A 20,746-nucleotide genomic window follows, 5' to 3' on the forward strand; every position below is an offset into this window, starting at 1 on the left:
TTACACGAGGTTAAAACAAATACTGAGAGTAATAATACTATGATTTTAATTCGCACTTATTGATTTTTAATTTGAGCTTTTACATTTTGTAAAGCCTCTTGGTTAACCACTACTTTATACTTTTCACTTAACTCTTTAATCCAATTTTCTTCTTTAAAATTTTGATAGTCGCTAATTACACTTCCTTTAGCTTCATCAAATGTTTTTTGAGTTTCTGGTAATACATTTTTAACCTGTACGACTACAAATGCATTGTTATGTTTGTATATTTTTGAAATACCTTTTTTGAAATCGAAATTCTTAGGTAATGTTTGGTGTTCTTCGTCGATAATACCAGATGTAAATATAACGTCTATTTTATCATTGCTATTTACAAGTGATTTTATTTGATCTAAAGCCATATTCTTCTCTAACAATTTCGAAACCTTTTTAAGTGTTTTTTGTTTTTGAGAAGATGCTACCACAGCATCAACTCGTTTAGGGAATACATAATTCTCTTTATTATTTTTGTAATATTCTTGAATACCTATAGAGTCTGTTTTGGCTGCATTCCAAATAGTAGTTTCCATGAGTTCAAATAGCAACAAACCATCTCTATATTCATCAACTATATAAGCAAATTCTTCGTTTTCGTCTTCTAAATTATCTTCATGATATTTTATTAAATTATCATTTAAAAACGATTCATATTTATCTGAAATGATTGATTCGTATGGTGCTTTTTGTGTTGGATTTCGCTGTGTTTTTATTAGGTAATCTCCAAAATCTGTATAAGAAAATTGTTTATTTCCTATTTTAACTAAAGGTTTATCTGCCGCAAAATTAGTAGGTAGTTGCCATGTTCTTTTAAAATAATCATCATTAAGAATAGATTCAAAATAACTTAAAGCTGTTTGATTATCAATAATATCATAATGCTTTTTGAGTTTATTAACCAAAGCCTCGTCTATAAGTTTAGACCTATCATCTCGCTTAACTTTTTCAATTAATTCAGATTTAATCGCTTCAAATTCTGGAATAGGTTTTTTATCATATAACTTAACAATATGCCAACCATAATTTGTTTTAAAAGGTTCTGAAACATCACCTATATTTTTTAATCCAAAAGCAACATCTTCAAACTCTTGAGCGCTTAATTGCCCCCCCGAAAATGGCGACAACATACCTCCTTTTGATGCTGAACTTTTATCATCTGAAAATTGTTTTGCTAAAGACTCAAAATCTTCACCTTGATTTATTTTTTTATAAATTTCTTGAATTCTAACTTCTGGGTTATAAGTCGTATCTCCTTTTTTATCTACCAACATGATATGCGCTACAGTGCGTTCTCCTCTTGATTTTCGTTTATCTAAAACATTAACAATATGATAACCAAACTGCGTTCTAAAAGGTTGAGAAATATCGCCTATAGCTGTATTAAAAGCTGCTGTTTCAAAATTATAAACCATTTTAAATCCTGAAAAATAGCCTAACTTTTCTCCATAAATGGTTTGTCCATTATGCACTTCTGCTCTAACTTTTTCAAACCCTTCTTTTAAAGCTCTTTCTCTTAGCTTCATTATATTATTGTATGCTACAAGAGTATCTTTTGGATTAGCATTTGAAGGTAATTTAACTAGAATATGATTCGCATTTACATCATAAGATATACGCTCATAAGCTTCTTCTACCAATGCATCTGTTACCTTGCTATCTTTCATAAAACTTTTAGCAAGCTGTGTTTTGTAGTTAGACAACTCTCTAAGGTAAGATGGTTTTTTATTAAGCCCTAATGCTTCAGCTTCTTTTAACTTGAGCTTATAATTAGTAAAAAGCTTTAAATATTCATCAACATCTTTTTGAGATTCGTCTTGAACCAAATCTAAATTTTTATTGTAAACTCTTAAAAATTCTGATGTGTAAACGGGTTCATCACCAACTGTAAAAAGTACCTCCTTAGAGTTTGATTGAGCGTTTACTTTTAAAAAAAATATGATAAAGAATAAACTAAGAAAAGTTCTTAATTTCATAGTGCTAAAAATTATTAAACGGTTACAAAAATACTAATATAAACCTATAATACAAGTTGTTTAACAAACGATTAAAGAACATAAATATTATACTATTTATATTTACCTTTGAATGCTATATAAAGTTGTTCTTCTTTTAATTTAAACAACAAAAAACAAATGCGGAAATTAAAATTAATATGGGATTTTCATGGTCCAGATGCTAGTAAAATAGCACAACACCATGAAATTCATTTAAAGGAATACATAAAAATAGAGCAACTAAATATTTCTATTACAGGTTACGAAAATTTAAGCGATGTTCACACTATAGCTTTTTTAGTGGTTGATGAAAGTGAAATGAAACCTATAAGAGATGCTCTAAAACCACACAGAGGACAAGTTTATTCTAAATAAAACTATTTTCCTTTTTTAAAGACATACGTATATAACCACATTAAAGTAAATGTAGGTATAACATCAAAACCTGGCAGCGCTTCTTCTACAAAAGTTACAACACCAGCTATTTTACCAATTTTACCCTTATAAAGTTTAGTCATTAACCAACCAGAAACTGGCGCCCAAATAATATCTGAAAATTCTCCAATACCAGGAATTATAAAAGACAGATATCCTATAGCATCTAGAACAATTCCTATTAATAGTTTTTTGTATTTGTTATTCATTAAGTAATATTTATTGAGTACTTACAAACAAGAAGTATACCAAATTTTGTAAAAAATTACTTCCCTATTAATTTTAAAAACTCGTTTCTGGTTTCAATTTTTTCAAACTGACCTCTAAAACCCGAAGTTGTAGTTATGGAGTTTTGTTTTTGTACACCGCGCATCATCATACACATATGAGATGCTTCAATAACAACAGCTACACCTTGTGGTTTTAAAGTATCATTTATACAATCTAGAATTTGTTCTGTTAAGCGTTCTTGTACTTGTAATCGTCTCGCAAAAACATCAACAATTCTAGGTAATTTACTTAACCCTACAATTTGACCATTAGGAATATATGCAATATGTGCTTTTCCAAAAAACGGTAGTATATGATGTTCGCAAAGCGAATAGAGTTCAATGTCTTTTACTATAACCATTTCATTATAAGACTCTTTAAACATAGCTCCTTTAAGTATTTCAACAGGATCTTGACTATAACCTTGCGTTAAAAACTGCATCGCTTTTGCTGCGCGTTCGGGTGTTTTTAAAAGCCCATCTCTTTTAGTGTCTTCACCTAAATCTTTAATAATATTCTCATATCTTGTTTTAACATCATCTGTAACTTGCATGTTATACTCTTCAAAACTTTTGTACGGCATAGTATCATTTTTAATAATTTAAAAGTAAGCATAATTACCCTATTAAAGAAAAGTTATAATGATTCAGAAACATTAACAATCTGTTTTTTATTTTAACTTTTATTTATGAAAACAACTCTTCATCAAATTTAAATTTGTCAGAAACTGTAACAAAACAAAATCTTTATTGTCTTTAAAAAACAATAAAAACTCATCAATCAAATCAAAATCAATGAAATTATCTTATGTTTTCATTCTGCTTTTCTTGTATTTACCTCAAATTGAAGCACAAAACAAAAAAACTTACAACATTACTAGAACCGAAAAAACTCCAACAATTGATGGTATTTTAAATGAAACTATTTGGCAAAACGCACAAGTTGCCACTGATTTTATACAATTTAGACCAGAAATTGGTAAAAGTCCAGCCGAAAATAAAAGAACAGAAGTTAAAATGAGTTATGATGATAATGCTATATATATCGCAGCTCATTTATATGAAGTTTCGACCGATATGATGCGTCAATTTACACAGCGTGATAATTTTGGTCAAAATGATTTTTTTGCCATTATTTTTAACCCAAATAATGATGCACAAAATAACACAGAATTTTTTGTGTTTAGCTCTGGCACACAAGCCGATGCTGTTGAAAGTCCAAATAACGGTGAAGATTTTGGATGGAATGCTGTTTGGGAAAGTGCTGTTAAAATAGTTGAAGATGGTTGGGTAGTTGAAGTAAAAATACCATACAGAGCTCTTCGTTTCACACAACAAGAAGACCCAACTTGGGGCATTCAATTTCATAGGCATTACAGAAAAACACGTTCGCAATACACATGGAATCCTGTTGATGTTACTAAAGGGAACATAGGGTTATATAATGCCGAACTTAAAGGATTAAAAAACATAACACCACCAACAAGGTTAAGCTTTTATCCTTACGCTTCTGGATTGGTTAGTACTTTTGATGGTGAAACTAAAACCGATTTTGCTGCAGGTTTAGATGTTAAATATGGTATAACAGAAAATATTACCTTGGATGCTACTTTAATACCCGATTTTAGTCAAGCAGGTTTTGATGATGTTAAACTAAACCTAGGTCCCTTTGAACAACAATTTACAGAACAACGTCAATTCTTTACAGAAGGCGTTGACTTGTTTAATAAAGGCAATCTTTTTTACACCAGACGAATTGGCGACAATCCATCAAGAGTTCCAGAAATTGATGATGATGAAAAAATATTAAATTATCCCGAAAAAGTACAACTTCTTAATGCCGTAAAAATTTCTGGTAGAACAAAAAAAGGATTAGGCATAGGTTTCTTTAATGCAATAACCGAAAAAACTTCAGTAAACATTGAAAAAACAGAAACAATAAACGAGAATACACCTAGTGAAGAAAATATAAAAACAAATAGACAAGCCATTATTGAGCCGCTTGCCAATTATAATATAATGGTTCTAGACCAACAATTTAACAAAAACTCATCTGTAACTTTAATTAATACAAACGTTACAAGAAATGGAAATTTTAAAGATGCTAATGTCACTGGTTTATTATTAGACTTAGTTAATAAAAAGAACACCTATGGAGCTATTGGTGAAATAAAAATGAGTTCTTTTAATGATATTGACAACAAAGAAAATGGTTATAGTGCTAAATTTGGTGTTGGCAAAAATAGTGGCAAAATACGCTATAGTGCAACATATAGTTATGCAGACGAGAATTACGATATTAATGATTTAGGGATTTTATTCAGAAATAATTATAGTAATTTTAGTACTGATATTAGTTACCGAATTTTTGAACCAACAAAAGCATTTAACAATATGTATATGGGTGCTTGGTTTAATTACAATCAATTAGCAAACCCTAATACAATTACAGGCGCAAATACAGGATTTGAATTTAATGCTACAACAAAAAAACTACATGCTTTCGGCATAAACGCTAATTGGAATATTGGAAAGCAGTACGATTATTTTGAACCTAGAAATGGCTTTAATAGCTATTTTATAAGTAAAGACTACGCACAAACAAACCTTTGGATTTCGTCAAATTATAATAACTTTTTTGCCATAGACTCCAATTTTGGCTATGCAAGGTATTTTGATAATGAAAGGGAAAATTTTAATAACTATTGGTATAGTATAAATCCTCGTTTTAAATTTAACGATAAATTCCTATTAGTTTTTGGCTATTCTTATGATGATTACACCGCTGCAAGAGGCTATATAAACGGGCAAGATGTTGATGGTGAAATCATATTTGGTCAACGTGAATTAATTGAAACAACTGCTAGTATATCGGGGAGTTATAACTTTAATTCGTTTAACGCAATAACCTTAAGTTTTAGAAATTATTTAAGTCGAGTTACTTACGATAATCAAGTTTATAATTTGCAAGATAACGGCACACTTCAAGTCTCTGATACAAACACAAAATATACTATTGGAGAAGATTCAGATTTTAATCCGGATGCCAATTTTAACACATGGAATTTAGACCTTAGTTACACATGGCAGTTTGCCCCTGGAAGCCAATTAACAGCGCTCTACCGTAATCAAATATTTAATTTAACAAATACATCGCAAGACAGTTACTTTAAAAGTTTAAATAACTTATTCAATCAAGAAAAACAAAATACGTTTTCTTTAAGGCTTGTTTATTTTATAGATTATAATGATGTTAAAAATGTATTTAAGAAGAAAAGTAATTCTTAATTGTACATCACATCTTAAAGTAGTAAATTCACAGCTATTAATTTTTATTGATGATTCAAGCAAAAAATATTCATAAATATTACGGCGATTTACAAGTTTTAAAAGGCGTAGATATTCATATTAAAAAAGGAGAAATAGTCTCCATAGTTGGGGCATCTGGCGCAGGAAAAACAACATTATTACAAATATTAGGCACTTTAGATAAAGCCTCATCAAATGATGATTTTCAACTAAATATAAATAATACTAGCATAAATTCTTTAGGTGATAAAGCATTAGCTAAATTTAGAAATGAACACATTGGATTTATCTTTCAATTTCATCAATTATTACCAGAATTTACTGCATTAGAAAATGTTTGTTTACCTGCATTTATAAAAGGTACTAAAAAAACTGAAGCTGAAAAAAGAGCAAAAGAACTTTTAGATTTCTTAGGATTAGCAAATAGATATAATCATAAACCCAGTGAACTTTCTGGTGGCGAACAACAACGTGTTGCTGTTGCAAGGGCGCTTATAAATAATCCTGATTTAATTTTTGCCGATGAGCCTTCAGGTAATTTAGATAGCGAATCTGCCGAAAACTTACACAATCTCTTCTTTAAACTCCGTGATGAATTTGGGCAAACTTTCGTAATTGTAACCCACAATGAAGAATTAGCCAATATGGCTGATAGAAAGTTGACAATGATTGACGGAAATATTGTAAGATAATTTATAACTCTTTAAATCTTTTATTACTTAGGAAACAAAAAATTATAACACAACTAAAAATGAAGATGTTATAATTTTTTCGTAAATTAGAAGAGATATTTACCAACTTCTAAACCACCTAGTTATGAAATTTTACTTCACCACTCTTTTAGTAGCTTTTTTTTTAATTTCATGTAAAAATGATAAAATGTCCGATAACAAAACTGTTATGGAAAATAACGACAACCAGCCAAGTCTTGTTGGAGTATGGCAAATGGTAGGTTATTACAACTATAATGACAACAAAATTGTAGACTCCTTTATGAGTAGTGAAACTTATAAACAAATTAAAATTTATACTCCTACAAAAGTTATGTGGAGTAGATTAAATAAACAAGATTCTACCGATTGGTTTGGTTTTGGAAACTATAAAATTACAGATAACACATTAACAGAAAATTTGGTTTATGGCTCAAACACAATGAATAAAACCATTGAAAAAAATAATGAGTTTAACTTTGAACTAGTTTTAAACGAAGATACTTACAATCAAATTGAACTTGACGAAAATGGCGATCGTATTCTATCTGAAAACTACATAAGAATAGAATAGACTCACACTAACACCTTTAATAAAAAAACAGTTATTACATTTGTTGAGTAAAAACTCAATAATTGACTAATTCACTTAATTCATTAGAACTAAAAGATTTTCTAGACAGTAAGGTCGAACAATACAATAATCCTTTATTTATTGATAGCGATCCTATTCAAATCCCTCATCGTTTTTCTTTAAAAGAAGATATTGAAATTGCAGGTTTTTTAACTGCAACAATAGCATGGGGAAACAGAAAAAGCATTATTAATAATGCAAATAAACTCATGCTTTTACTTGATAACTCGCCATATGATTTTGTAATAAATCATCAGGAAAGCGATTTAGAAAAACTACAACCCTTTGTACATAGAACTTTTAATGGCGATGATTGCATTCAGTTTACTAAATCACTTCAAAATATCTATAAAAATCACTCTGGCCTAGAATCTGTTTTTGTTAAACATGCAGAAAAAGACTCACTTCAAAAATCAATTTCAAACTTTAAAACCACCTTTTTTGAAATTGAACATTTACAACGCACACAAAAACATGTAAGCGATCCTTTAAAAAACTCGGCAGCAAAACGTATTAATATGTTTTTACGTTGGATGGTTAGAAAGAACAATACAGGTGTAGACTTTGGTATTTGGAAAAATATTGCTCCATCTCAACTTTCCTGTCCTTTAGATGTACATTCTGGAAATGTTGCTAGAAAACTAGGGCTGTTAACCCGAAAACAAAATGATGCTAAAGCCTTATTAGAGTTAGATACAGCTTTAAGAAAGCTAGATGTTAATGATCCTGTTAAATACGATTTCGCGTTATTTGGTTTAGGAGTTTTTGAAAGTTTTTAAGTAATTTTTAAAACTCTTTATTCTTTTTTTGCGTATACTTACATGCCTTCAAAATTATCTTATAATGATTAAACCGGAATTACCTAATAATGAATCTAGACGTTTAGAAATAGTAAAGCAATATAATTTACTAGACACTTTACCGGAATCTGATTTTGATAACATTACAAATTTAGTTGCTAGTATCTGTGATGTTCCTATTTCATTAATTACTCTTTTAGATGCTGACAGAAATTTTCTGAAATCTCATTATGGTCTGTCGTTAACAGAATCTCCTCGCGATGTTTCATTTTGTGGACATGCAATTTTAAGTGACGAGCCCATATTCATTATAAAAGACGCTACAAAAGATGAGCGTTTTCATGATAATCCAGTTGTAGGAGAAAACAATCTTTCTTTTTATGCAGGTGTCCCATTAGTTAACCCAGAAGGCTTCCCCTTAGGCACACTTTGTGTTTATGATAATAAGCCAAGAGAATTAACTGAAAAACAAAAAGAAGCTTTAATAATTTTAGCCAAACAAGTAGTTAATCTTTTTGAGTTAAGATTTAGAAATACAATGCTTAATGAAACACTTTCTAATTTAAATGAGCGAAATAATACATTAAAAACTTTTGCGAATAAAGTTTCTCACGATTTAAAATCGCCATTAGCAAACATAACTTCTTTATCTAATTTATTTAAAGATGAATTGAAAGTTTCTCATCCAGAAATCGATTTAGAATATTTAAATTATATTGAAAAATCTGCAGATACACTAAGAGCTTATATCGACGGAATTCTAAAACATTACAAAACAGAAGAATTACTTGAAAATGAAAAGAAAGAAACTAAGTTAGAAGATGTATTTAATTCTATAAAAACAATTTTAACACTTAGCCCTAATCATTTTAAACTACTTCACAAAGCTTCTTTGTTTAATGTAAACGAATCTGCTTTAGAACAAATTCTTTTAAATTTAGTAGATAATGGTTTTAAATATAATTTAAACGAATTACCAGTAGTAACCATTGATTATTCTGAAGACGATACACATCATATTTTTTATGTAAAAGATAATGGTATTGGTATAGAACCAAATAAACAAGCAACTTTATTCGATTTATTTAATACTGCTCACGATGCAGATAAAAATGGAAATAAAGGTACTGGTATTGGTTTATACACTGTAAAAACACTTATAAATAAAATGGGTGGAACTATAGAAGTAAGCTCTGTAATTAATAAAGAAACAACTTTTAAATTTACGCTAGCTAAGTAAAACAATGTTATTTTAGTTAGTTATACTTAGTTTTTTGAAAGATTTGTTTTTGCTACCTTTAACAATAACAAACTAACATCAATCATGAAGTATTTTTTAACTATTCTCTTATTCATTTCAACACTTATTGTTTTTTCTCAAAAAAGAAAAATCCCAACTGACACTATGGTTGTTACAGACCATAATACAATAATAAAAGGTGTTAGTATATCTTATAAAGCTACCACTGGTACACAACCTGTTTGGAATAGTAAAGATGAACCTATAGCAACACTGTATTACACATATTATGAACGTAATAATGTTAAAGACAAAGCTAACAGACCTTTAGTCATTTCATTTAATGGAGGTCCTGGTTCTGCATCGGTTTGGATGCATGTTGCTTACACTGGTCCTGTTGTTTTAAATATTGATGATGAAGGCTATCCTGTACAACCTTACGGCGTAAAAGACAATCCCAATTCTATACTTGATATTGCAGATATTGTTTATGTAAACCCTGTAAACACGGGCTATTCAAGAATGATTGAAGACAAAGAAGGTAATTTACCAAAACGTGAAACCTTTTTTGGCATTAATGCAGATATTAAATATCTAGCAGAATGGATTAATACGTTTGTTTCTAGAAAAAGCAGATGGGAATCTCCTAAATATATTATAGGTGAAAGTTACGGTGGAACACGTGTAATGGGTTTAGCAAACGAATTACAAAACAGCCAATGGATGTATTTAAATGGTGTTATAATGGTATCTCCAGCCGATTATAAACAATATAGTACTTCACAGCCTCTTTATTCAGCTTTAAACTTACCATACTTTACTGCTGCAGCTTGGTATCAAAACGTTTTACCATCAGAATTACAACAAAAAGACTTACTCGATATTTTACCAGAAGTAGAAAATTACACCATTAATACCGTTATACCAGCTATAGCAAAAGGTGGCTTTATTTCTGAAAGCGAGAAAATGGACGTCGCAAAAAAAATGGCTTACTATTCTGGGTTATCAGAAAAATCTATTTTACAACATAACTTAGATGTACCTACTTCCTTTTTTTGGAAAGAATTATTACGTGATGAAACAGGACAAACCATTGGGCGTTTAGATTCTAGATACTTAGGCTTAGATAAAACTGAGGCGGGCAACTCACCAGATTACAGCCCAGAATTAACCATGTGGAATCATGCATTTACACCTGCTATAAACTATTACATTAGAGAACATCTTAATTTTAAAACAGATATAAAATATAATATGTTTGGAGATGTGCATCCTTGGGATAGACAAAATGATAATACTCGAGATGGTTTACGTCAAGCCATGGCCCAAAACCCTTATTTAAAAGTGCTTATTCAATCTGGCTATTATGACGGTGCTACAACTTATTTTGGAGCTAAATATACCATGTGGCAAGTTGACCCTAGCGGAAAAATGAAAGACAGATTCACATTTAAAGGCTACAGAAGCGGACACATGATGTACTTAAGAAAAGACGATTTAAAATCTGCTAATGATGATTTACGTGAGTTTATAAACAACTCATTATCTAAAGGGAAAGCTGCTAAGTATTTGAAAAATTAGATGAGTTAAAAACCAAAATATAACACAATAAAAAACGATTGATAAACACAAGTTCTATCAATCGTTTTCTTTTTAAACAACAATTAGTTTTATCCTTTTAACCAAGCTTCACGTAATGCTTTTTCAGCATCGGTAGCATCAGCTTTTTCCATAATAGCTTCTCCTGTTGTATAAGATTGCGTTGTAGTTGTTTTTATAACGACTTCCTCACCATTTCTTTCTAGTTTAACTTCAACATCTTTACCAGGTTTCCAGCCAAATACTTGTTGTAATACTTGGTTTGCATTTTGCAAAGTAACATCTGTACCATCAATAGTTTTTATAACATCATTTGCTTGCGCTCCATTATCTGCCCAAAAACTGTTTTTCAACACAGCTTCTGTAAAGAAGATTATGCCTTTTTGTGGATCTCCGCTAACTATTGGAGCTCCATTCATAAATATGTAATTAGTTTCTACTTCACCTTCTCCTATTTCCAATCCTACTTTAGCAAAAAACTCGTTGTAGTTTATTGGTGTGTCACCAACAACATGAGTGTTTAAAAATTCTCCTATTGATGGATAAGTCATCGCTGTAATTTCCTCAATAAGTTTATCATCTTCAAATGGTTTATTTTTTCCATACTTATTTGATAACTCTTTCATTAAAGATAAAATACCTCTATTACCATTACTTTCTTCACGCATTAAAATATCAACACACATGCCTATTAAAGCACCTTTTTGGTAAACATTTAAGTATTGATCTTTATAAGGATCTTTTAATATGTTTTCGCTCATTATAGTAAAACTCATAGTATCGTTTAAACGTTTTGAACGTTGAATTTTATCCATAATTTTATCGAAGAATTCAGCTTCACCAACCAAACCTTGATTTACTTGAAATAAGGTTGCAAAATATTCTGTAACACCTTCATACATCCATAAATGTTTTGAAAATGTTGGGTTGTTATAATCAAAATAGTGTACATCTTCAGAATGCACACTTAAAGGTGTGACAATATGAAAAAACTCATGTGAAACCACATCAATCATACTTTCTGCTAAAGCCTCTTCATCCATTTCTTCTGGCAGCACAACGACTGTAGATGTATGGTGTTCTAAAGCACCAAAACCTTTAGGAGACTCTTCTTTTCCTTCAGATAGGTATAAATAAATATCATAACGAGGTGTTGAATTAACATCACCCAAATATGCTTTTTGAGCTTGCATCATTTTAAGCACCGTTTCTTTTAAAGACTTTGCCGAATGTAATTTATTTGGAGAATAGACACTTAAAACAATTTTAATATCTCCAACTTGAAACTCTTCAACATCTAAGTTACCGTACATCATTGGGTTATCGGTAATATCAAAATATCTTGGTGCGAAATAACTTGTGGTAATGTTTTTACCATCTTCGCTAGTTTTAGAGCTTACATTTTGCAATGCAGAAGTACGAACAAAACCTGCCGCCGCAGTAACATCAAGCTTGTATTGATTGTTTTTTAAAGAATCAAAATACCCAATAAATCCATGTAAATTCAATACATAATTATTAGGTTCTATATTAGTTCCCGAAGGTGAAAAAGGTTGTTCCTCTCCTATTCCTCCTTGTTTTTCGATATCAAAAGTATCGTTTACTAAGTACGTTATTTTATCTAATTGCTTTGCATTGGCAATAGTCCAAGTATTGTCATCAGTTTTAACAACTGGCATTTCATTACCAGAATAATCAATGGCTTTAAAGTCATCAACATACTTTCCAAAATCGCTTACAGAGTATGTACCCTGTACTACTCTTGGTAATCTATAGGTTACTGTTTCAATTGTAAAACGACCTGGGTTTATCGTAACAGGTGCTTTATCGTTATCAACCTTGGCTAAGTTTATTGAAGTTTCAATTGGTAAACTAGTAGCTAAATCGTTACTACTATTTTTTGTTGTACCACAGCTAGCCAACAAAATACTACCCATTAGTAATGCAGAAGAAATTCTAATATTCATGTACCTTTTTTTAAATTTAATAAGTGACGTCGAAAATACTATTATGTGACATGTTATCATCTTAATTTTTTGTTAAAAACAGTAATTATGTATATTCGCTAGATGCAGAATAAATTGGTTAGTATACTCATCCCTTTTAAAAACACAGAAGCTTTTATAGCCGATTGTATTGAGTCCATTTTACAGCAAACTTACAAGAATTGGGAGTTGATTATAGTTGATAATAATTCAATTGATAAAAGTCACAATATTGTTAACGCTTTTGCGGATAAAGACTCTAGAATAAAGCTTTTAAAAAACTCTAGAACAGGCATTATTACGGCTTTACAATTAGCTTTCTCAAAAAGTAAGGGTGAACTCATTACTAGAATGGATAGTGATGATATTATGCCTCCAAACAAACTTAAGGTTTTAGTAAATAATTTAGTAACACATGGTAATAAACACATCTCTATTGGTTTAGTAAATTATTTCTCTGAAGAAGGAATAAAAAACGGTTATAAAAATTATGAATTTTGGCTGAATAACTTAACACAAACGGGAGCTAATTATTCAGAAATTTATAAAGAATGTGTTATTCCTTCACCTTGTTGGATGATTCATCGAGATGATTTAATTGCTTGTGATGCATTCAATACAAATAGATATCCTGAAGATTACGATTTAGCATTTCGGTTTTACAAACACCAATATAAATGCATTCCTTGTAATCAAGTTTTACACAATTGGCGTGATTACAACACTAGAACATCGCGAACACATGTACATTATACAGAAAACCATATTATTCCTTTAAAACTTGACTATTTTTTAGAGTTAGATTACAATACAGGTAAGACTTTGGTTCTTTGGGGTGCTGGAAATAAAGGAAAAACAATTGCCAAAATACTTATTGAAAAGAATGTGTCTTTTACGTGGATTTGTGATAACCCAAATAAAATTGGACGAGATATTTATGGTAAAATATTAAAACCTTTTGATGATTTAGAAAAAATTAGTAATCCGCAAAGTATAATTACGGTTGCAAACAAAAGCTCGCAAAAGGAAATTAAAAACTACATGCTAAAATTGGATATGAAACCAATAGAAGATTATATTTTCTTCTGTTAATTAAAAAAAATATGTAGCTTTGACAAATCTAAAAAGGAATGCAGTTTAAACACCCCGAAATTCTTTACGCACTATTACTACTGCTCATCCCCATTATTGTTCATTTATTTCAATTACGAAAATTTCAAAAGGTAGAATTTACAAATGTGGCTTTTTTAAAAGAAGCAACACTACAAACTCGTAAAAGTTCACAAATAAAAAAGTGGTTAATTCTTTGCACAAGGCTTTTACTTTTAGCAGCTATTGTACTAGCATTTGCACAACCTTTCACTTCCAAAACAAATACTTTTAATACAGAAAAAGAAACAGCTATCTATTTAGATAATTCGTTTAGCATGCAAATAAAAGGAAATAAAGGAGAACTTTTAAAACGTGCTGTGCAAGATATTATTAACAATGTACCAGATGATGAAAATATATCTGTAATTACAAACGATAATGTTTACAAAAACACCACAATTAAGGCTATTAAAAATGATTTATTACAGCTAGATTATTCATCAAACGAATTAACTCTTGATGCTGCTTTATTAAAAACTAAAACTGCTTTTAGTAATAAAAAAGGCATATTAAAAAACCTAGTTTTTATAAGTGATTTTCAAAATAATTATACAGATTTTAAACCATCAATAGATTCTCTTACAAATTTAAATTTTGTTAAACTACAGCCTGTAAACACTAATAATATTGCTATAGATAGTGTTTTTATTTCTGAAACCACAGCGACTTCTATAGAAATAAAAGTCCGCTTAAAAAACAGTGGCATTGCTGTTGAAAATTCACCTATTTCACTATTTAATAATGATAAGCTTATTGCAAAAACATCTGTAGCTATTGAGAACGAAGCAGAAACCATATTTTCACTTCCTGCCAATCAAGTAATAAATGGAAAAATAACGATTGATGATGCAAATTTACAGTTTGACAATACACTGTATTTCAACATTAATAGTGCTTCCAAAATTAATGTTTTAGCAATAAATGCAAATGATGATTCCTTTTTAAAACGGATTTATACCAATACAGAATTCAATTATACATCAACCACAGAAAATCAACTAAACTATAATAGTATTGATAAACAAAACCTCATTATTTTAAACGAATTAAATACAATTCCTGTAGCCTTATCATCTGTATTAAAACAATTTACAAATCAAGGTGGTTACTTAATAATTATACCTTCTAATGCTATTAACACAAATTCATACAATCAATTTTTGGTTAATTACAGAACGAATTTTAGCGATTTAATTCCTTCAGAAAAAAGAATAACAACTATTAATTACGCACATCCTTTGTATAGTAATGGGGTTTTTGAAAAACAAGTTAGCAATTTTCAATATCCAAAAGTCAATAGTTTTTACAACCTTACTTCAAATAATGCTTCATCAGTTTTACAGTTTGAAGATGGCAAAGTTTTCTTAGGCCAAAGCAATAATGCTTATGTATTTACTTCTGCTTTAAATGATAAAAATTCAAGTTTTAAAAATTCGCCATTAATAGTCCCAACACTTTATAATATTGCGAAACAAAGCTTTAAAATTCCAGAATTATATTATACCGTAGGGAAGGAAAATACTTTTGATGTAGACACACAATTACAACAAGATGCTGTTTTATCACTTGTAAATAATGAGATAAACATTATCCCAAAACAACAATATTTTAATAATAAAGTTGTGATTAGCACCTCCGAAAATCCAACAATAGCAGGAACTTATTCTATAAAAAACAAGAATGATATTATAAAAAACGTAAGTTATAATTACAACAGAAATGAAAGTGATTTAGTTTACACAAGTCTTTCAACAACAAATCAAATAACCATAAGCAATTCAATTACTGAAATTTTCGATACCATAAAAAGTGACACAAAAGTTAACGCGCTATGGAAATGGTTTGTTATTTTTGCGCTAGCGTTATTGATTATTGAAATGCTCATCTTAAAATTCTTTAAATGAACATACTTATAAAATCTGCTACCATTATAGATTCAAAGAGTGAATTTCATAACACCACTCAGGATTTATTAATTGAAAATGGTGAGATTACTAAAATTGCCAACAACATTAAAAACCCAAAAAACTATCAAGAAATTAAATTGGATAACCTGCATGTATCTCAAGGCTGGTTTGATAGTAGTGTGAGTTTTGGCGAACCTGGTTTTGAGGAACGTGATACTATAGAAAACGGACTTAAAACAGCCGCCTCTTCTGGTTTTACTGCAGTAGCTTTAAATGCGAACACAAACCCTGTAATTGATTCTAATTCTGATGTGACGTTCGTAAATTCAAGAGCATATAAAAAGGCTGTTACCTTATTACCTATTGGTTCATTAACAGTGAATAGTAAAGGGGAAGATTTAGCAGAACTTTATGACATGAATACTGCTGGAGCTGTTGCCTTTTATGATTATAAAAAGCCAATTTCAAACCCAAATTTGATGAAAATAGCCTTGCAGTACGCAAGTAATTTTAATGGATTGGTTTGCTCTTTTCCGCAGGAAAATAAAATTTCTGGACATGGTGTAATGAACGAAAACATAACTAGCACCAAACTTGGTTTAAAAGGAATTCCTGCTTTAGCTGAAGAGCTTCAAATTGCACGCGACTTATTTTTATTAGAATATACAGGTGGAAAATTACATATACCAACTATATCATCAGTAAAATCGGTAGAATTAATAAGAGATGCCAAAAAGAAAAAGCTAGACGTAACTTGTAGTGTTGCCATTCATAATTTATACTTTACAGACAGCATGTTAAATGACTTTAATACGCACTTTAAAGTATTACCACCATTACGAACACAAACAGATTTGGATGCATTAATTGAAGGCGTTAAAGATGGTACCATAGATATGGTTACTAGTGACCACAACCCAATTGATGTTGAGCAAAAGAAAGTAGAATTTGACCACGCTGAGTATGGTACTATTGGTTTAGAAAGTGCCTTTGGTGCGCTTCAAACCATATTTACTTTAAAGAAAACTATAGATATTTTAACAAAAGGAAAAACTAGATTTGGTCTAGAAAACACATCAATAAATATTGATGAAAAATTAAATATGACGCTTTTTAATCCGGATACAAAATACACCTTTTCTAAAAGTGATATTATTTCAAAATCTAAAAATGCTATTTTTGAAAATGAAACCCTAAAAGGAAAAGTTTACGGAATTATATCAAATAATAAAGTAGCTTTAAATAATTAAATGATGACAGAACAAGATATTGAAAGAGGACGTAAAAATGCCATTATTAGTTACATAACTATTTTTGGAGTTATAATTGCTTTTTTTTTGAATAATGAAGATGATAAAAAAAGTGCTTTTGCTAGTTTTCATATTAGACAATCTTTGGGCTTATGGCTTACGTTTTATGCATTAGGCTATATTATTGGTATTTTTGATAGTTGGTTAGTTTCTTCAAGTTTTTATCTATTTTTCACGGTACTTTTCATTTATGGCTTTGTAAATGCTCTTGGAAGAAAAGCAATTGCCGTTCCATTAGTTGGAGCATTTTATCAAAAAATATTCGCAAATCTGGGAAAATAAATGACTAATACATCACTTTCTTTACAACATATTATTCGTAAATCTACTTTAAAAGAAAATGCACCATTGCTTATTATGATGCATGGTTATGGCAGTGATGAAAATGACTTATTTTCATTTTCTAGCGAATTACCAGAAGAACTTTTTATAATTTCAGTTAAAGCACCTTACCCTATGCAACCTTATGGTAATGCTTGGTATGCTATTAATTTTGATGCCGAAAAAGGTAAATGGAGTGATAATGAACAAGCAAAACAATCTCGAGATTTAATTGCTAAATTTATTGATGAAGCAACTTCAACTTATCCAGTTATTAAAGATAATGTAACGCTTTTAGGCTTTAGCCAAGGTAGTATTTTAAGCTATGCAGTGGCTTTAACATATCCAGAAAAAGTTAAAAACATTATTGCTTTAAGTGGCTACATAAATCCTGATATTTTACCTGAGAACCTTGAAAGTAAAGATTACTCTAATTTAGATTTTTATTGTTCTCATGGTAGTGTAGACCAAGTTATTCCTGTTGATTGGGCAAGACAAAATGCGCCTTTTTTGAACAATTTAAGTATTAAACACCAATACTCAGAATTTCCTGTTGGGCATGGTGTTGCTCCTCAAAATTTCTACGAGTTTAAGGAATGGTTGATGAAAAGAATATACTAATACACTGATTTTTATTTAAAATTTTTGAATTTTAATATTTAAAAAAATAATGCATAAAAAAATCCAGCATAAGAGCTGGATTTTTTATTATATAATTTATCTTTTTTAACTATTAACAACCAATCTAAAACCTTCACCATGAATGTTAAGTATTTCTACTTTTTCGTCTAGTTTTAAATACTTACGTAGTTTTGCAATGTAAACATCCATACTACGAGATGTAAAGTAATTATCATCTCTCCATATTTTTGTTAGTGCTAACTCACGAGGCATTAAATCGTTTTCATGTAACGCTAATAAACGTAATAATTCGTTTTCCTTAGGCGATAATTTAACAGGCTCTCCCCCATTATATTTTAAGAAACGTAATTTTGAATTTAAATCAAAACCTCCAATTTTAAACTCAAATTGTTTACTATCAGAAATTGTTTCTGTTGCTTTACGTTGTATGATAGCTTTAATTTTCATTAATAAAACCTCACTATCAAAAGGTTTGTTTAAATAGTCGTCTGCACCAACTTTATAACCTTTTAAAACGTCTTCTTTCATCGTTTTAGCAGTTAAAAAGATAATTGGTACATCGGTGTTTTTTTCTCTTATTTCTTTAGCTAGTGTAAACCCATCTTTATAAGGCATCATAACATCTAAAATGCACAAATCGAAATCGTCTTTCTTAAACTTCTCGAAGCCTTCCATACCATTTTTAGCATGAGTAACTTCGTAATCATTCATCATTAAATAATCTTTAAGAACAGTTCCAAAATTTGGATCGTCCTCAACTAATAAAATTCTTTTCTTGTGCTCTTCCATATTTATGATATTAGCGGAAGCTTTATAATAAATGTGCTTCCTTTGTCTTTTTCACTTTCTACTGATACATGACCTTGATGGTCTTCAACCATTCTTTTAACGTATGCCAAACCTAAACCATGGCCTTTTACGTTATGAATATTTCCTGTGTGTTCTCTATAAAACTTTTCGAACACTCTTTTGGCAACAGCTTTACTCATTCCGCTACCATGATCTTTTATTTTTAAGAAAATGTTTGTTCCCACATTCTCTGTATATACTTCTATTTTTGGTTCATTTGGAGAATACTTTATGGCATTATCCAAAATGTTTACAATAACATTAGTAAGGTGTGTTTCGTTAGCTAAAATTGAAGATTTATCGGCTTCTAAAAATGTTTTTATATAACCTTGTCTATCTTCAACTATAAGTTCTACATGTGTTATAGCATCTTCAACTAAGTCGTGCAAATTAACTCTATCCTTACTAATATTTAGTTCGTTTTTTTCTAATTTAGATATTCTTAATACATTTTCAACTTGTGCATGCATTCTTTTATTTTCTTCCTTTATCATAGTAAGATAACGCAACACTTTATCTTTTTCATCTATAACTTTAGGGTTTCTAATGGCATCTAAAGCTAAATTTATTGTAGCAATAGGTGTTTTAAACTCATGCGTCATGTTATTTATAAAATCACTTTTTATCTCAGAGATTTTACGTTGTTTTACCAATTGATATAATGCACTTGAATAAGCCAATATTATAATTGATGTAAAAATAATAGAGAGCAAAATCATGCCCATTACTCCAGATAATATAAACTTTCTGTCACCAGGAAAATTAACTAAAAGTTTATATAAACTTTGGTTATTTTCATCATAAAAAACAGGTACACTAAACGTAGATTTTTTCAAATTTTCAAAATTCTCACTACGTACTTTTGTTGCTAAATCATTACTATATATAGCAAATTCAAAATCTATATTAACACCATATTTTTTAAGTTTTTCAGATAACAATCCTCTTATTTCTTCTTCTGAAACACGTTTATGAATTGGTTTTCTTTTAAAAACTTCTTTAAAATTTTTCTTAAAAGTTAACTTTTGAGCTTCATCAATGGTACCACTTCTAATAATATTTAATATTGGACTTTTTAAATCCTTTTCTGTTGATTCAATATCACTATATATTTCTGTACTAGAATTACCTATAATATTTGTAATATCAAGGCTATCTAAACCAATGTCAAAGAGCGAAGAAGATAGTTTATAGTTCTCTTCTAAAACATTACTTTTATAAATAAGCGTTTCTTTTGTGCTATTATTTTTTCGATAAATAAGCAATTGAGAAATGGCATCTTCATCAACTTTTTTTTCTTTATCTAAGCTTAAGTACTCGGCATAGTACTTTTCAAACTCGCTTTCCTCAATGGTGTTAGACACGTTGTTTAGCACCGTAACTACATTAGATTTAAAACGTTCCTTTTGGTTTTTTACCGAATCGTTAATATAATAAGCTTGAATAGATATAATACCCACAAGTGATAAGCTCATTAGTATTATAAGTAGGATAAATATTCTTTTGCTCATCATTCAAAATTAACATTTTAACATTTATTAGTCTTATTTTTAA

General features: G+C 29.7%; 18 protein-coding genes. 12 read left to right on the forward strand and 6 right to left on the reverse strand.

Going from position 1 to position 20,746, the window contains the following annotated elements:
- Positions 1-56: 56 nt before the first annotated feature.
- The gene (locus BT151_RS09180) at positions 57-2,009 is read right to left on the reverse strand and encodes a peptidylprolyl isomerase (RefSeq protein ID WP_072401494.1); all 1,953 of its coding nucleotides are present in this window, start codon (positions 2,007-2,009) and stop codon (positions 57-59) included.
- Positions 2,010-2,168: 159 nt separating this feature from the next.
- Here BT151_RS09180 and BT151_RS09185 point away from each other — a divergent pair, with 159 nt between their 5' ends.
- Positions 2,169-2,405 carry a hypothetical protein gene (locus tag BT151_RS09185; protein ID WP_072401495.1) on the forward strand — a complete coding sequence of 79 codons (237 nt, stop codon included), beginning with the start codon at positions 2,169-2,171 and terminating at the stop codon, positions 2,403-2,405.
- A 2-nt stretch (positions 2,406-2,407) separates the two neighbouring features.
- Here BT151_RS09185 and BT151_RS09190 read toward each other — a convergent pair whose 3' ends face one another.
- Both BT151_RS09190 and folE read right to left on the reverse strand, forming a co-directional pair.
- Positions 2,408-2,674, reverse strand: coding sequence for a hypothetical protein (locus BT151_RS09190; RefSeq protein WP_072401496.1), 267 nt, complete (start codon positions 2,672-2,674; stop codon positions 2,408-2,410).
- Between the two features lie 56 nt (positions 2,675-2,730).
- Positions 2,731-3,318 carry a GTP cyclohydrolase I FolE gene (gene folE / locus BT151_RS09195; RefSeq protein ID WP_072401497.1) on the reverse strand — a complete coding sequence of 196 codons (588 nt, stop codon included), beginning with the start codon at positions 3,316-3,318 and terminating at the stop codon, positions 2,731-2,733.
- Between the two features lie 211 nt (positions 3,319-3,529).
- On the opposite strand from folE, the gene BT151_RS09200 reads away from it, so the two are divergent.
- The 6 genes from BT151_RS09200 to BT151_RS09225 all read left to right on the forward strand — a co-directional run bounded on the left by BT151_RS09200 (position 3,530) and on the right by BT151_RS09225 (position 11,008).
- A complete protein-coding gene (locus BT151_RS09200; RefSeq protein WP_072402619.1) occupies positions 3,530-6,022 on the forward strand; it encodes a DUF5916 domain-containing protein in 2,493 nt (830 codons plus the stop codon).
- A gap of 50 nt (positions 6,023-6,072) precedes the next feature.
- The gene (locus BT151_RS09205) at positions 6,073-6,735 is read left to right on the forward strand and encodes an ABC transporter ATP-binding protein (protein WP_072401498.1); all 663 of its coding nucleotides are present in this window, start codon (positions 6,073-6,075) and stop codon (positions 6,733-6,735) included.
- Positions 6,736-6,859: 124 nt separating this feature from the next.
- The gene (locus tag BT151_RS09210) at positions 6,860-7,327 is read left to right on the forward strand and encodes a hypothetical protein (protein WP_084647915.1); all 468 of its coding nucleotides are present in this window, start codon (positions 6,860-6,862) and stop codon (positions 7,325-7,327) included.
- A gap of 62 nt (positions 7,328-7,389) precedes the next feature.
- Positions 7,390-8,166 (forward strand): TIGR02757 family protein, encoded by a 777-nt coding sequence (locus BT151_RS09215; RefSeq protein ID WP_072401499.1) that lies wholly within the window; start codon positions 7,390-7,392, stop codon positions 8,164-8,166.
- Between the two features lie 64 nt (positions 8,167-8,230).
- Positions 8,231-9,427 (forward strand): sensor histidine kinase, encoded by a 1,197-nt coding sequence (locus BT151_RS09220; protein ID WP_072401500.1) that lies wholly within the window; start codon positions 8,231-8,233, stop codon positions 9,425-9,427.
- Between the two features lie 84 nt (positions 9,428-9,511).
- Positions 9,512-11,008, forward strand: a complete 1,497-nt coding sequence (locus tag BT151_RS09225) for a S10 family peptidase (RefSeq protein ID WP_072401501.1) — start codon at positions 9,512-9,514, stop codon at positions 11,006-11,008.
- 89 nt (positions 11,009-11,097) lie between these two features.
- Here the strand turns inward: BT151_RS09225 and BT151_RS09230 are convergent, their stop codons facing one another.
- Positions 11,098-12,993, reverse strand: coding sequence for a M61 family metallopeptidase (locus tag BT151_RS09230; RefSeq protein ID WP_072401502.1), 1,896 nt, complete (start codon positions 12,991-12,993; stop codon positions 11,098-11,100).
- Between the two features lie 102 nt (positions 12,994-13,095).
- Between BT151_RS09230 and BT151_RS09235 the strand changes: the two genes are divergently transcribed.
- The 5 genes from BT151_RS09235 to BT151_RS09255 are packed head-to-tail and all read left to right on the forward strand — an operon-like array spanning position 13,096 to position 18,322.
- Complete coding sequence (locus tag BT151_RS09235; RefSeq protein WP_072401503.1) at positions 13,096-14,103, forward strand: glycosyltransferase family 2 protein; 1,008 nt, start codon at positions 13,096-13,098, stop codon at positions 14,101-14,103.
- A 38-nt stretch (positions 14,104-14,141) separates the two neighbouring features.
- The gene (locus BT151_RS09240) at positions 14,142-16,067 is read left to right on the forward strand and encodes a BatA domain-containing protein (protein ID WP_072401504.1); all 1,926 of its coding nucleotides are present in this window, start codon (positions 14,142-14,144) and stop codon (positions 16,065-16,067) included.
- Positions 16,064-17,320: a dihydroorotase gene (locus BT151_RS09245; RefSeq protein ID WP_072401505.1), complete on the forward strand. Its 1,257-nt coding sequence runs from the start codon at positions 16,064-16,066 to the stop codon at positions 17,318-17,320. Before BT151_RS09240 ends, BT151_RS09245 begins: the two co-directional genes overlap by 4 nt.
- Positions 17,321-17,662, forward strand: a complete 342-nt coding sequence (locus tag BT151_RS09250; protein ID WP_072401506.1) for a hypothetical protein — start codon at positions 17,321-17,323, stop codon at positions 17,660-17,662. It abuts the gene before it with no gap.
- A complete protein-coding gene (locus BT151_RS09255) occupies positions 17,663-18,322 on the forward strand; it encodes an alpha/beta hydrolase (protein ID WP_072401507.1) in 660 nt (219 codons plus the stop codon).
- Positions 18,323-18,427: 105 nt separating this feature from the next.
- Here BT151_RS09255 and BT151_RS09260 read toward each other — a convergent pair whose 3' ends face one another.
- The gene (locus BT151_RS09260; RefSeq protein WP_072401508.1) at positions 18,428-19,132 is read right to left on the reverse strand and encodes a response regulator transcription factor; all 705 of its coding nucleotides are present in this window, start codon (positions 19,130-19,132) and stop codon (positions 18,428-18,430) included.
- 2 nt (positions 19,133-19,134) lie between these two features.
- Positions 19,135-20,667 (reverse strand): sensor histidine kinase, encoded by a 1,533-nt coding sequence (locus BT151_RS09265; protein ID WP_084647916.1) that lies wholly within the window; start codon positions 20,665-20,667, stop codon positions 19,135-19,137.
- Between the last annotated feature and the right edge of the window lie 79 nt (positions 20,668-20,746).

Source organism: Flaviramulus basaltis (assembly GCF_900114265.1).
GTDB lineage: Bacteria > Bacteroidota > Bacteroidia > Flavobacteriales > Flavobacteriaceae > Flaviramulus > Flaviramulus basaltis.